Genomic DNA, 13,175 nt, shown 5'->3' on the forward strand with positions numbered 1-13,175 from the left:
GCGGGGACCTGGAACGGGCTTTGCCCCACCGCGGTGGCCTCGCCGGTGGTGGCGGGCGCGGCCGCCCCCATCGCCACCAGCCTCGCCTACAAGCCCACCGCCCGCGCCGCAAGGACTCGGTGACCAAGGGTTTCCCGCTCGGCCGGATCGCCTCCGCGTCCCTCGTCTCCCCCCACGGCACCAACGACGCCCAGAAGGCGATGGGTGTTGCGAGAGCGGGCCGATGCCGGAGCACACCGGGAGCGATCGCGCCTGAGTACACGTACTCAGGCCGATAGCGGTGCTCGGCTCTGGCAGGGGCGACGCGGGTTTTCCATGATGCAACCCACCCGCGTCGAAAGAGGTGCTCATGGTTTGTGACCTGCAGCTGCGCTCAGCCACTTCCGAGGATCTCGACTGGATCCACGAACTGCGTCACCGGGTCTACGCACAGGAGTTGGGCCAGCACGCGCCGGATCCGGCCGGGCGGCTGCGCGACGGTCTCGAGGGTGACAACGTCTATCTCGTCGCGGCGCGCGGAACGACCCGCATCGGTTTCGTCAGCCTCACTCCGCCCTGGCTGGGGCGGTTCGGGCTGGACAAGTACCTGACCCGCGACGATCTGCCGGCGCTGGCCGACCACGACGTGTTCGAGGTGCGCATCCTCACCGTCGAGCCACGCTGGCGCACCAGCTCGGCGGCACCCCTGCTGATGTACGCGGCGTTGCGCTGGATCGCCTCCCGGGGCGGCCGTCGGGTGGTCGCGATGGGGCGTACGGAAGTGCTCGGCATGTACCGGGCCGTCGGTCTGCGCCCGGTCGGCCGTACCGTCCGCAGCGGGGCGGTGACGTTCGAGGTGCTGACCGGCGGTGTGCCCGAGCTGACGAGGCGGGCGCGGGAGCGGTACGGCAGCGCCCTGGAGCGCTTGCGGTCCGTGGTGGACTGGCGGCTCGACATGCCGTTCGCGCCCCGGCCGGACGGCTGCGAGCACGGCGGTGCCTCGTTCACCGCGATCGGCACGGACTTCCGCACCCTGCACCGGCGGCACGACATCGTCATGGCCGATGTGCTGGACGCCTGGTTCCCGCCGGCCCCCGGAGTGCGGGCGGTCCTCGTCGACGACCCGGACTGGGCCGCCCGCACCTCGCCGCCGTCCGGCGCGGAGGGCCTGTCGGCGGAGATCGCCGCGGCCCGGCGGCTGCCGCCGGACGCCCTGGCCGTGGGCGCCGGTTCGTCCGACCTGATCTTCCGGGCGTTCGGGCGTCGGCTGACCCCGCAGAGCCGGGTGCTGCTGACCGACCCGTGCTACGGCGAGTACGCCCACGTCACGGAGCGGGTGGTCGGATGCCGGGTGGACCGGTTCCCGCTGCGCCGTGAGGACGGCTGGCGGATCGATCCGGACCGGCTGTCCGCGGCCGTCCACTCCGGCCGCTACGACCTCGTGGTGGTGGTCAACCCGAACAACCCGACCGGGCGGCACGCGCCGGCGTCCGGGCTGCGCGCACTGATCGCGGACGCGCCGGACCGTACGCACTGGTGGATCGACGAGGCGTACCTGGGCTACGTCGGCCTGGACGAGTCACTCGCCGGCCTCGCCGCGACGGACCCGCGGGTGACCGTCTGCACCTCGCTGTCGAAGATGTACGCGCTGTCCGGCATGCGGGCCGCGTACGTGGTGGCCGAACCGGCCACGGCGGGGGAACTGCGCCGATGGACTCCGCCCTGGCCGGTCAGTCTGCCGGCACAGCTGGCCGCCGTGGCGGCGCTGCGCGACCCGGAGTACTACCTCGACCGCTGGCACGCCACGCACACCCTGCGCCGGCGGCTTGCGGCGGATCTGGCCGGGTCGGCGCAGGACGTGACGGTCGAGGAGTCCGTGGCGAACTTCCTCTCGGTCACTCTGCCGCAGGGTGGACCGAGTGCCGCGCAACTGGTGACCGAGTGCCGTCGCCACGGTGTGTATCTGCGCGACCTGTCGCCGTTGTCGCCGCGGTACGAGGGGCGCACCGTGCGCGTCGCGGTCCGGGACACCGCAGAGAACGCGCGCATCGTGGCGGCGTTCCGGGCCGCCCTGGACGTGCTGCGACCCGCTGTCGCCACGAGTCCCGGTCGATGATCACCGTCGCCTCTCTGGCGCCCTGTCTCGGTGGGGCGCTGGCCCTGGGCGGTGTCGCGGTGGCGGCCTCCGGGCGCCGCGAGCTGATGGTCCGGTGGTGCGCATGGGCGGTCGGGGTGCCGCTGGTCACCGGGGCGTTCTGGTGGGGCGAGCCGGGTGCCGCGGCCGTCGCCGTCGTGGTCGGGGTGATCGCGGTGCTGGAGTTCGGCGGGCTGATGCAGCTGGGCCCGGTCGACCGTGCGGTGCTGGCCGCGGCGGTGGCGGGTGTGGTGCTGACCGCCTGGCTGGCGCCCGGAGAGGTGCTTCGGGCGCTGGCGGTCGGGGCGCTCATGGTGGCCGCGGTGCCGTTGGTGACCGGCGACGCCGACCATGGTCTGCGGCGGCTCGGCGCCGGGCTGCTCGGGCTGGCCTGGCTGAGTGTGCTGGCCGCGATGGTGCCACTCGGGGCGAGCGCGCTGGCGTTGTTCGTGGCGGTCTCGGTCGCCGACATCACGGCGTACTTCGCCGGACGACGGCTGGGCGGGCCACGGTTGTCGCCGCTGTCACCGGCCAAGCGGTGGAGCGGGACCCTGGCCGGGGCCGCGGCCGGGCTCGGCGCTCTGGCCGTGCTGTCCGCGCTGAGCTTGCCGATGGCGGTCGCGGTGGTGGTCGGCGGACCGGCCGGGGACCTGCTCGAATCCATGGTCAAGAGGGGTGCGCAGGTCAAGGACGCCGGCCACTGGCTCCCCGGCTCCGGCGGCCTGCTGGACCGGATCGACTCCCTGCTCGTCGCACTGGCCGTGTTGCTCGTCCTGAGCTGACGCCTCGCGTGGAAGGGGCTCGGCCGGTATCACCCGGCCGAGCCCCTTCCACGCGTTCACCGACCCTGGGGTCAGGCCTTCTTGGTCTCCCAGAAGATCTTGTCGATCTGGGCGATGTAGTCCAGAGCCTTCTGACCGGTGGCCGGGTCGGTCGAACCCTTGGCGGCCGAGAGGGCCTTGAGGGTGTCGTTGACCAGCTGGTGCAGCTCCGGGTACTTCTCGAAGTGCGGGGGCTTGAAGTAGTCGCTCCAGAGCACGGAAACGTGGTGCTTCGCGAGCTCGGCGCGCTGCTCCTTGATGACCGTGGCACGCGCCTGGAAGTGCGGGTCGTCGTTGGCGGCCATCTTCTCCTGCACGGCCTTCACCGACTCCGCCTCGATGCGGGCCTGGGCCGGGTCGTACACACCGCAGGGCAGGTCGCAGTGTGCGCTGACCTTGACCTTGGGGGCAAACAGGCGGGAAAGCATGGAGCATTCCTTCCTCGTGATCGTCTTCTCAGGTGCGACATTACTCCTTGGGAGAGGCGAAATCGCGGGTGCCCCCATGGGCTTAGGACAAAAGTCCGGGGTCAAACTGAGACTGGTGGATGAACGTACCGGGGAGGTGCCGGGGATGCCGGAGCTGTCGCAGGAGACCGAGCGGGAGAGGTCGTTGCTGCCCTTCGTGGGAGTGGCCGAGGTGACCGGGCCGTCGATGGTGCCCACGCTCCAGCACGGTGACCAGCTCGTCGTGCACTGGGGGGCCAGGATCGGTCCCGGTGACATCGTGGTCCTGCGGCACCCGTTCCAGCAGGACCTGCTCGTCGTCAAGCGGGCCGTGGAGCGGCGCGAGGGCGGATGGTGGGTGCTCGGGGACAACGCGTTCGCGGGCGGCGACAGCACGGACTACGGCGTCGTCCCGGAGGAACTCGTGCTGGGGAAGGCCCGTCTTCGTTACCGGCCGCTCAAGCCGGGTCAGCGCTCGCCGCTGGCCGCCGTGCGCTGGGCGCTGTCCGCCGTGCGGCCCGTGCTTCCTGACCGGTCGGCCTCCAGGCGTTTGCGGGCCCGGTAGGCGGCCACGTTGGCGCGGGTGGCGCAGCGGTCGGAGCAGTAGCGCCGGGAGCGGTTGGTCGAGGTGTCGAGGTAGGCGTTGCGGCAGGGGGCCGCCTCGCACAGGCCCAGCCGGTCCACGCCGTACTCGGTGAGGTGGAACGCCAGACCCATCGCCGCGATCGCCGCGTACCCGGCGGTGGCGTTGGACGGGTGGTCCGCCAGGTGCATGTGCCACAGCGGGCGGCCGTCGTCGTCGCGGAAGTCGTGCCCGGAGATCTGCGGGCTCACCGGGAACTCCAGCAGGAGCGAGTTCAGCAGGTCCACCGCGAGCGTCTCGTCGCCGTTGTCCGCCGCCTCGAAGACCGACCGCAGCCGGGCCCGGACCGCACGGAACCGGGTGACGTCGGCGTCGGTGGCGCGGCGGGCGCCCGTGCCGTAGCCGCCGAACAGATCGCGGACGGCCTCCACCGAGGTCAGTGTGTCCTTGCCGCGGGCCGGGTCCTCGCTGTTGACCAGACGTACGGCATAGTCCGAGTAATAGGCCAGTTCCACTTGTAGTCCTTACGGAGGCGTTCTATCGTCGTGGCACGGTCGGGTAACAGCTGATCGTGCTTCCAGGGTATTACGGCAGTGAGCGAACAGGGGGCTCCCATGACGACGGGTGTCGGCACCGACTGGCAGGCCTGGCAGGAGAGCTGGGACCGGCAGCAGGAGTGGTACATGCCGGACCGCGAGGAGCGGTTCCGGGTGATGCTCGACATGGTCGAGGCCCTCGTCGGGCCCCGGCCGCGCGTGCTCGACCTCGCGTGCGGCACGGGAAGCATCACGGCCAGGCTGCTCGCCCGGTTCCCTGAGGCCACCAGCACCGGCGTGGACCTCGACCCGGCGCTCCTCACCATCGCCGAGGGCACGTTCGCGGACGACGAGCGGGTCACCCTCGTGACGGCCGACCTCAAGGACCCCGACTGGCCCGCGAAGCTGCCGTACGACGCGTACGACGCCGTGCTGACCGCCACGGCCCTGCACTGGCTGCACAGCGAACCCCTCGCGGCCCTCTACGGCCGGATCGCGGAACTCGTCCGCGACGGCGGTGTCTTCATGAACGCGGACCACATGATCGACGAGGCCACGCCCCGCATCAACGCGGCAGAACGCGCGCAGCGTCACGCGCACATGGATCAGGCCAAGCGGGAGGGCGCCCTCGACTGGGCCGCATGGTGGCAGGTCGCCGCCGAGGACCCCGTCCTCGCCGGGCCGACAGCGCGCCGCTTCGAGATCTACGGCGAGCACGCCGACGGGGACATGCCGTCCGCGGCGTGGCACGCACGCGTGCTGCGCGAGAAGGGCTTCGGGGAGGCCCGGCCGGTGTGGTGCTCCCCTTCGGACACGTTGCTGCTCGCGCTCAAGTAGGCGCCCATGCGAAGGGGGCGGTACGGGATTCCCGTACCGCCCCCTTCGTCGTCGTACCGCTAGAGCACCTTCGACAGGAACGCCTGCGTCCGCTCGTGCTGAGGGTTCCCCAGGACCTCGCGGGGGTCACCGGACTCCACCACCACGCCGCCGTCCATGAAGACCAGGCTGTCGCCGACCTCGCGGGCGAAGCCCATCTCGTGGGTGACGACGATCATCGTCATACCGGACTCGGCGAGGTCGCGCATGACGTCGAGGACGTCACCGACCAGCTCCGGGTCGAGAGCCGATGTCGGCTCGTCGAAGAGCATCAGCTTCGGGTCCATCGCCAGGGCCCGGGCGATCGCCACCCGCTGCTGCTGGCCGCCGGAGAGCTGGGCGGGGTAGCTGCCCGCCTTGTCGGCCAGGCCCACCTTCTCCAGGAGTTCCCGCGCCCGCTCCCGGGCCTGGGTCCGGCCCGCGCCCTTGACCTGGACGGGTGCCTCCATGACGTTCTCGACGGCCGTCATGTGCGGGAACAGGTTGAACCGCTGGAACACCATGCCGATGTCCCGGCGCTGCAGCGCGACCTCGCTGTCCTTGAGCTCGTACAGCTTGTCGCCCTTCTCGCGGTAGCCGACCAGCTCGCCGTCGACGTACAGCCGGCCGGCGTTGATCTTCTCCAGGTGGTTGATGCACCGCAGGAAGGTCGACTTGCCCGACCCCGAGGGGCCGATGAGACAGAAGACCTCGCCCTGGCGGACCTCCAGGTCGATGCCCTTGAGGACCTCCACCAGGCCGTACGACTTGTGGACGCTCTCGGCCCTGACCATGGCCGTCATGCCGCACCCCCTTCGCGCCGGAGCGACATCAGGTTCGCCCTGATCTTCTGGAACGGCGTCGGCGGCAGGCTCCGGGACGAACCGCGGGCGAAACGGCGCTCCAGGTAGTACTGGAAGACGCTGAACACGCTGGTCATGACCAGGTACCAGATGGACGCCACGAACAGCATCTCCATGACGGCGTACGACGTCGAGCCGATCGTCGAGGTGGCCCGCAGGAGTTCGTTGTACGTCACCGCGTACACCAGCGACGAGGTCTTCAGCATGTTGATGAACTCGTTGCCCGTCGGCGGCACGATCACCCGCATCGCCTGCGGAATCACGATCCGGCGCAGCGTCTTGCCGTGGCTCATGCCGAGCGCGTGCGCGGCCTCCGTCTGGCCCTCGTCGACGGCCATCAGACCGGCGCGGCAGATCTCCGCCATGTACGCGGCCTCGTTCAGGCCGAGGCCCAGCAGGGCGCACATGAACGGGGTCATCACGTCCGTCATCTCGTCCTTGTAGATCGGACCGAGATTCAGCATCGGGAAGATCAGCGCCAGGTTGAACCACAGCAACAGCTGGACGTAGACCGGAGTTCCGCGGAAGAACCAGATGTAGGCCCAGGCCACCCAGCTCGTCACCGGGTTCTTGGAGAGCCGCATCACGGCCAGCACGACGCCGAGGACCACACCCACGATCATCGCGAGGACGCTGATCAGCAGGGTGCGGCCGGCGCCCGCGAGGACCGTGGAGTCGAACAGCTTGTCGCCGACCGCGCTCCACTGGATCTTCTCGGCGGTGGCGAACGCGTTGACCAGCAGGGCCACCAGCGCCAGCACGATGACCGCGCTGACGTAGCGGCCGTAGTGGCGGACCGGGATGGCCTTGATGGCCTCCGGTGCGAGGGAGGCCCGCGGCGGTGTGTCCGCCGGCCCCTTGTCGATCTTGTCAGTCACCGTGACTGCCCTTCAGTGGTACCGGGTCCGTCACTTGCCGCCGTTGACCGCGGCCTTGTCGATGGCACCGGTCTGGGCGCCCCACTTGTCCAGGACCTTCTTGTACGTGCCGTCCTCGATGATGGCGTTCACGGCCGCCTCCAGGGCGCTCGTGAGCTCCTTGTTGTCCTTGTTCACGGCGATGCCGAACGGCCCGGCGTCGACCTGCTCGCCGACGACCTCGAAGGCGTTGCCGCCGTCGGCCTTGCGGGCGATGTCGACGGCGACCGGGTAGTCGTTGACACCCGCGACCGCGCCGCCCGACTTCACACGGGTCTGCGCCTCGGTGTCGTTGTCGAACGCCTCGATCGTCAGCTTCTTCTTGCCGGCCTTCGTGCACGCCGTGGACTGCTTCTGCAGGGCCTGCTCGTAGGTCGTGCCGTGCTGCACGGCGACCTTCTGGCCGCAGAGGTCCTCGATCGAGCCGATCTTCTTCGGGTTGCCCTTCTGGACGTAGATGGCGGTGCCGGCCGTGAAGTAGTCGACGAAGTCGACGCCCGGGCCGAGCTTCTTGCCGTTCTCGTCCAGGCCCTCCTGGCGTGCCTTGGTGTCCGTGATGGAGGACATGGCGACGTCGTAGCGCCCGGAGTTCAGGGAACTGATCAGGCCGTCGAAGGAGCCCGAGGTGAACTGGAACTCCACGCCCAGCTGCTTGCTCAGCGCAGCCGCGATGTCGGGGTCGACGCCGACGATCTTGCCGCCCTCCTGGTACTCCATGGGGGCGTACTCGGCGTTGGTGCCGACCTTGATGACGCCGGCCTTCTGGATCTTCGCGGGCAGCTTGTCGAACAGCGGTGCGCTGCTGGACGACGAGGATTCCTTGGTGCTGCTGCCGCTGTCCGTCTGGTCACCGCAGCCGGTGAGAATCAGGGCGCCTGCGACCGCGATCGCACCTACCGCGGCTGTCCTGGTGCGCGCGACGGTCGTACGACGGGTGGAGCTTGCGGTCATGGTGGGTTCCTCCGGCGGATGGGTGGAGTTGCCGATGGGCGGGGCGACTGCCGAGTGGTTCGGCAGCACTGCCTTCATTCCTCAGGTCGACGAGAGCACGCACCTTCGAGTGTCGCGACCTTGTGTGATGACGGCATCTTGCCATTCGGACTGGACCATTCAGGGGGCCGGTCATGTCAAAATCGGATAACGGGTGACCCTCGAACCGCACCATGTCCGTACAACACGACCGGACCATCTGCGGGAATCCGGCATTCCGGCCGGAAGATCTTCGGTGCGAGCCGCTGAATGGGTGACGGGGACGGGGCGGGCCACGGTCGGTCGAGCGGCTGACCGGTGATCGTCAAGGGCCTGCCCTGTGGTTTGTCCGGATGGCCCTCCATGATTCATGTCACCGGCCTCCGATGATCGATGATCGATTTACGTTCCGGCATGTGACCTTGGACGTATTGGACTCGTCCCCGACGCCGGTCGTCCGGTAAGAAGGTTCTTTACACCCCTCATCCGGGGCTCAGGGCGCGTGTGCGGCGCGCCCGTCGTGTACCGGCCCGTACGCATCAGTGAACAGGGCCGTACACGGTGCCCGCCCACTCCTCAACCAGGAGTGGCCACCCTCAAACCATGAAGACCTAAGGGGTAAGACAAAGTGGCAGCGGAGATCGTCAATCCTCGCGGCGACAGCGATACGGGACAGGACGGAGGGGCGGAGCCCCTCGATTCCTTCGACCCCGCGTTCGCGCTGCACCGCGGCGGCAAAATGGCTGTGCAGGCCACCGTGCCGGTCCGTGACAAGGACGACCTGTCCCTCGCGTACACACCCGGCGTGGCGAAGGTGTGCAGCGCCATCGCCGAGCAGCCGGACCTCGTCCACGACTACACGTGGAAGTCGTCGGTCGTCGCCGTCGTGACGGACGGTACGGCCGTGCTGGGGCTCGGCGACATCGGGCCCGAGGCCTCCCTCCCGGTCATGGAGGGCAAGGCGATCCTGTTCAAGCAGTTCGGTGGCGTGGACGCGGTTCCGCTCGCGCTGGCCTGCACGGACGTCGACGAGATCATCGAGACGGTGGTCCGTCTCGCGCCGTCCTTCGGCGGCGTGAACCTCGAGGACATCTCGGCTCCTCGGTGCTTCGAGATCGAGCGGCGGCTCCAGGAGCGGCTCGACATTCCCGTGTTCCACGACGACCAGCACGGGACCGCGGTCGTGACGCTGGCGGCACTGCGGAACGCCGCGCGGCTGAGCGGGCGGTCGATCGGGGATCTTCGTGCGGTGATCTCCGGTGCGGGCGCGGCCGGCGTGGCCATCGCCAAGATGCTCGTCGAGGCGGGCATCGGCGATGTCGCCGTCGCCGACCGCAAGGGTGTCGTGTCCGCCGACCGGGACGACCTCACGTCCGTGAAGCGGGAACTGGCCGGGTTCACGAACAAGGCGGGGTTGTCGGGATCCCTGGAGGACGCGCTCGCTGGTGCGGACGTCTTCATCGGCGTGTCCGGCGGTACGGTCGCGGAGTCCGCGGTCGCCTCCATGGCGAAGGGGGCCTTCGTGTTCGCGATGGCCAACCCGAACCCCGAGGTGCACCCGGATGTCGCGCACAAATACGCGGCCGTGGTGGCCACCGGGAGGTCCGACTTCCCGAACCAGATCAACAACGTGCTGGCGTTTCCGGGGATCTTCGCGGGGGCGCTGCAGGTGCGGGCCTCGCGGATCACGGAGGGCATGAAGATCGCGGCGGCCGAGGCGCTGGCCTCGGTGGTCGGAGACGATCTGGCGGCGGACTACGTGATCCCGTCCCCGTTCGACGAGCGGGTGGCTCCGGCCGTTACGGCGGCGGTCGCCGCGGCGGCTCGGGCTGAGGGTGTTGCTCGCCGCTGAGTTCTGTGGGGTGTGAGGTGGCCTCGTCCGGGTGTGGTTCCCGGCGGGGCCATTTCTTTGCTTTCGGGTGCGGCTGATCGGGTGGCGGTGGGGTGGTCGATTGGCTCCGCCGCGGGGCGCGACCAGCCACGACGCGCCCGCAGCCGCCCGCCGGCATCACGTGGCACCCCCATCCGCGCACCATTCCGCAAGAGGGCGTGTGTCACAACGCGACCCGGTTCCCCAGGCAGCCCCCGTTGCCTATCGTCGACGTCATGTTCGCTGTCTACGCCGCCCGAATCGACCGCGACAACCCGCTCTCGGGACTGGAGTTGGGGGAGCGCCCGGCCCCCGAAGCCCGCCCGGGTTGGAGCGTCGTCGACGTCAAGGCCGCTTCCCTCAATCACCACGACCTCTGGTCCCTGCGCGGCGTAGGCCTCGCGGAGGACAAGCTGCCGATGATCCTCGGCTGTGACGCCGCCGGTGTCGACGAGGACGGCAACGAGGTCGTCCTGCACTCCGTCATCGGGCAGAGCGGGCACGGCGTCGGCCCCAAGGAGCCCCGCTCCATCCTCACCGAGCGCTATCAGGGGACGTTCGCCGAGCAGGTTGCCGTGCCGACCTGGAACATTCTCCCCAAGCCGAAGGAGCTGTCCTTCGCGGAGGCCGCCTGTCTGCCCACGGCCTGGCTGACGGCGTATCGGATGCTGTTCACGAATGCGGGGGTCCGGCCCGGAGACTCCGTGCTGGTGCAGGGCGCGGGCGGTGGTGTCGCCACGGCCGCGATCGTGCTGGGGAAGGCCGCGGGGCTGCGGGTCTTCGCCACCAGCCGGGACGAGGCCAAGCGGAAGCGTGCGGTGGAGCTCGGGGCCGTGGAGGCGCTGGAGTCGGGCGCGCGGCTGCCGCAGCGGGTGGACGCCGTCATCGAGACGGTGGGCGCGGCCACGTGGTCGCACTCCGTGAAGTCGCTCAAGCCCGGCGGCACGGTGGTCATCTCCGGTGCCACGAGCGGCGACCGCCCCTCGCACGCCGAACTGACCCGGATCTTCTTCCTGGAACTCAAGGTCGTCGGCTCGACCATGGGGACCAAGGACGAGCTGGAGGACCTGCTCGCGTTCTGCGCGGCCACGGGTGTGCGGCCCGTGATCGACGAGGTGCTCCCGATGGACCGTGCGCGTGAGGGCTTCCAACGGGTGGAGTCCGGTGAGCAGTTCGGAAAGGTCGTGCTCACGAACGGCTGATCTCTTCTTTCTCTTCGCGTCGGCGGCCGGTCCGGTTTCGGATCGGCCGCCAACGTTTGTCAATCGTGGTTGACAGGCGACTGGTGTCAACGTAGGTTGACGTCATGACCGAAGCAACGGATCTCGCCGAGCGCGCCGGTGATCGCGATCCCCGGGTCGGACTGCGTGCCGTCGCCGCGCTGCGCAGGCTGCTGGAGCAGCTGGAGTCGGTGCAGGTGCGCAGCGCGCGCCATCAGGGCTGGTCGTGGCAGGAGATCGCCGCGGAACTCGGAGTGAGCAGGCAGGCCGTGCACAAGAAGTACGGGAGGCATTGATGTTCGAGCGGTTCACGAAGGACGCCCGGGCGGTGGTCATGGGTGCGGTCGAACAAGCCGAGGGGACCGGGGCGGGTTCCGTGGACGCCGAGCATCTGTTGCTGGCGCTGCTGGACCGGGAGGCCAGTCGGGCCTCCTTCGCCCTGGCCGCTCTCGGGCTCGCCGAGCGCGGGGACGCCGTACGAGAGGCGCTGACTGAGGCGCGGCGGCGGGCCGGGCTGTCCCAGGCGGACGCCGAGGCGCTGGCCGGGCTCGGGATCGACGTCTCGGAGATCGTCGCCCGGGTCGAGGAGGTGCACGGGGTCGGGGCGATGTCCGGCGACCGGAAGGACAAGGGGTGGTGGGCCGGGCGGCGCTCTTTCGGGCGGGGCGCCAAGGAGACTCTGGAGAAGGCGCTCCGTATCGCCGTGGCCCGGCGGGACCGTCATATCGGCGACGAGCACATCCTGCTGGCCCTGACCGTCAGGCCGGGGGTGCCGGGGGAGGTCCTCGCCGATCACGGGGTGACCTACGAGTCGGTCGTGCGTGTCCTCTACGGCAGGGGAGAGGAGAAGGCCGGCTGAGTCCCGCGGGAGCGCCGACGTCGAAGACGGCGGCGCCCGGCCGGCTCACGCCTTCGGCGCTCGCAGCAGTGCTCCTATGTGGGCCGCCGCCGTCGACAGGTGGCGGCGGGCGTCGCGCAGCTGGTCGGCCGTGATGCCGTGGTCGCGGGCCGCGTCGCGGATGTCGTCGCGGAAGCGGTCGAGCAGGCGGTCCAGGTCGCGGGCCGGGTCTCCGGTGGAGTCCTCGTGGGCCCAGGAGGGTTCGTACTCGGCGGGAAAGTCCTCCGGGGTGTGCGAGTACTGGGGCCCGGTTGACGGCCCCTCGGCCTTCTCGGACTTCGCGCCGCCCCGGCCGAAACCGAAGTCCTTCCCGAACTCCTTGCTGTAGTCCTTCCCGAACTCGCCGAACTCCTTGGCCAGTTCGGTCAGCCCCTCGCGCACCCCCGTCGGCCAGTCGCCGCGCGCGAAGTGGTCCTGCACCTGCTCCTGTACGCGCTTGGCGATGCGCTGCACCTCCTCCTGCGCCTGCTCCCGGGCCCGGTCCTGGGCCTCCTTTGCCTGACGGCGGGCCCGCTGGGCCTCCTCGCGGGCGCGGCGGCTCTCGTCCTTGGCGCGCCGGGCCTGCTCCTTCCACTCCTGCTTGACGCGGCGCATCTCCTCCTTGGCGGTGCGCCACGCCTCCTTGTCGGCGTACTCCGTGAAGTCCCCGAAGGGGCCTTCGTGTTCGCCGGTGCCTTCCTTGGCGCCACCGCCCCTGCGGGCCTGGGTCGCGGCAGCCCGCACCTCGCGCCGCAGATCACCCGCCGCGCCGCGCACATCGGCCCGGATCTCGGCGGCGAGCTCGGCGACCGAGTCGCGGATCTCCAGCTCCAGGTCGGCAAGTTCACCGCTGCGGTCGGCCAGCTCGGCGCGGCCCGCGTCCGTGATGGCGTACACCTTGCGGCCGCCCTCGGTGGTGTGGGTGACCAGGCCCTCCGTCTCCAGCTTGGCCAGCCGGGGGTAGACGGTGCCCGCCGAGGGGGCGTACAGGCCCTGGAAACGCTCCTCCAGGAGCCGGATCACCTCGTAACCGTGGCGCGGGGCCTCGTCCAGCAGCTTCAACAGGTAGAGACGGAGGCGGCCGTGGGCGAAGACGGGAGGCATG

At 70.0% G+C, this 13,175-nt stretch carries 14 protein-coding genes and 1 pseudogene; 9 read left to right on the plus strand and 6 right to left on the minus strand.

The window, feature by feature from the left end:
• Positions 1-30: 30 nt before the first annotated feature.
• The 3 genes and pseudogenes from QF027_RS32315 to QF027_RS32325 all read left to right on the plus strand — a co-directional run.
• Positions 31-209 (plus strand): annotated as a pseudogene (locus tag QF027_RS32315) (inorganic phosphate transporter); the annotation flags it as partial.
• 140 nt (positions 210-349) lie between these two features.
• A complete protein-coding gene (locus QF027_RS32320) occupies positions 350-2,095 on the plus strand; it encodes a histidinol-phosphate aminotransferase family protein (RefSeq protein WP_307078630.1) in 1,746 nt (581 codons plus the stop codon).
• Positions 2,092-2,895 (plus strand): phosphatidate cytidylyltransferase, encoded by an 804-nt coding sequence (locus QF027_RS32325; RefSeq protein ID WP_306976440.1) that lies wholly within the window; start codon positions 2,092-2,094, stop codon positions 2,893-2,895. The genes QF027_RS32320 and QF027_RS32325 overlap by 4 nt, the downstream gene beginning before the upstream one ends.
• A gap of 71 nt (positions 2,896-2,966) precedes the next feature.
• Here QF027_RS32325 and sodN read toward each other — a convergent pair whose 3' ends face one another.
• Positions 2,967-3,362 (minus strand): superoxide dismutase, Ni, encoded by a 396-nt coding sequence (gene sodN, locus QF027_RS32330; protein WP_031140564.1) that lies wholly within the window; start codon positions 3,360-3,362, stop codon positions 2,967-2,969.
• 145 nt (positions 3,363-3,507) lie between these two features.
• Between sodN and sodX the strand changes: the two genes are divergently transcribed.
• Positions 3,508-3,945 carry a nickel-type superoxide dismutase maturation protease gene (gene sodX, locus QF027_RS32335; protein WP_306986537.1) on the plus strand — a complete coding sequence of 146 codons (438 nt, stop codon included), beginning with the start codon at positions 3,508-3,510 and terminating at the stop codon, positions 3,943-3,945.
• Here sodX and QF027_RS32340 read toward each other — a convergent pair.
• Positions 3,849-4,478 carry a CGNR zinc finger domain-containing protein gene (locus QF027_RS32340; protein ID WP_306976436.1) on the minus strand — a complete coding sequence of 210 codons (630 nt, stop codon included), beginning with the start codon at positions 4,476-4,478 and terminating at the stop codon, positions 3,849-3,851. The genes sodX and QF027_RS32340 overlap by 97 nt on opposite strands.
• A gap of 99 nt (positions 4,479-4,577) precedes the next feature.
• Here QF027_RS32340 and QF027_RS32345 point away from each other — a divergent pair, with 99 nt between their 5' ends.
• Positions 4,578-5,336, plus strand: coding sequence for a class I SAM-dependent methyltransferase (locus QF027_RS32345; RefSeq protein ID WP_307078633.1), 759 nt, complete (start codon positions 4,578-4,580; stop codon positions 5,334-5,336).
• Between the two features lie 59 nt (positions 5,337-5,395).
• Here the strand turns inward: QF027_RS32345 and QF027_RS32350 are convergent, their stop codons facing one another.
• Genes QF027_RS32350 through QF027_RS32360 form a run of 3 tightly spaced genes read right to left on the minus strand, consistent with a single transcriptional unit; the run spans position 5,396 to position 8,085 of the window.
• Positions 5,396-6,157 carry an amino acid ABC transporter ATP-binding protein gene (locus QF027_RS32350; RefSeq protein ID WP_306976433.1) on the minus strand — a complete coding sequence of 254 codons (762 nt, stop codon included), beginning with the start codon at positions 6,155-6,157 and terminating at the stop codon, positions 5,396-5,398.
• Positions 6,154-7,095: an amino acid ABC transporter permease gene (locus tag QF027_RS32355; RefSeq protein ID WP_306976431.1), complete on the minus strand. Its 942-nt coding sequence runs from the start codon at positions 7,093-7,095 to the stop codon at positions 6,154-6,156. The genes QF027_RS32350 and QF027_RS32355 overlap by 4 nt, the downstream gene beginning before the upstream one ends.
• A 30-nt stretch (positions 7,096-7,125) precedes the next feature.
• Positions 7,126-8,085, minus strand: coding sequence for an ABC transporter substrate-binding protein (locus tag QF027_RS32360; RefSeq protein ID WP_306976430.1), 960 nt, complete (start codon positions 8,083-8,085; stop codon positions 7,126-7,128).
• Positions 8,086-8,731: 646 nt separating this feature from the next.
• Here QF027_RS32360 and QF027_RS32365 point away from each other — a divergent pair.
• The 4 genes from QF027_RS32365 (at position 8,732) to QF027_RS32380 (ending at position 12,052) form a co-directional block, all read left to right on the plus strand.
• Positions 8,732-9,955: an NAD(P)-dependent malic enzyme gene (locus QF027_RS32365; RefSeq protein WP_306976428.1), complete on the plus strand. Its 1,224-nt coding sequence runs from the start codon at positions 8,732-8,734 to the stop codon at positions 9,953-9,955.
• 254 nt (positions 9,956-10,209) lie between these two features.
• Positions 10,210-11,175, plus strand: a complete 966-nt coding sequence (locus QF027_RS32370; protein WP_266522270.1) for a zinc-binding dehydrogenase — start codon at positions 10,210-10,212, stop codon at positions 11,173-11,175.
• A gap of 104 nt (positions 11,176-11,279) precedes the next feature.
• Positions 11,280-11,489 carry a helix-turn-helix domain-containing protein gene (locus QF027_RS32375; RefSeq protein WP_013000766.1) on the plus strand — a complete coding sequence of 70 codons (210 nt, stop codon included), beginning with the start codon at positions 11,280-11,282 and terminating at the stop codon, positions 11,487-11,489.
• On the plus strand, positions 11,489-12,052 hold the full coding sequence (locus QF027_RS32380) for a Clp protease N-terminal domain-containing protein (protein ID WP_306976424.1): 564 nt from the start codon (positions 11,489-11,491) through the stop codon (positions 12,050-12,052). The genes QF027_RS32375 and QF027_RS32380 overlap by 1 nt, the downstream gene beginning before the upstream one ends.
• A 45-nt stretch (positions 12,053-12,097) precedes the next feature.
• On the opposite strand, the gene QF027_RS32385 is transcribed toward QF027_RS32380, so the two are convergent.
• Entirely contained in the window at positions 12,098-13,174 is a 1,077-nt protein-coding gene (locus QF027_RS32385) for a PadR family transcriptional regulator (RefSeq protein WP_307078637.1), read from the minus strand.
• Position 13,175: the final 1 nt, after the last annotated feature.

This window comes from Streptomyces canus (assembly GCF_030816965.1).
Taxonomy (GTDB): domain Bacteria; phylum Actinomycetota; class Actinomycetes; order Streptomycetales; family Streptomycetaceae; genus Streptomyces; species Streptomyces canus_E.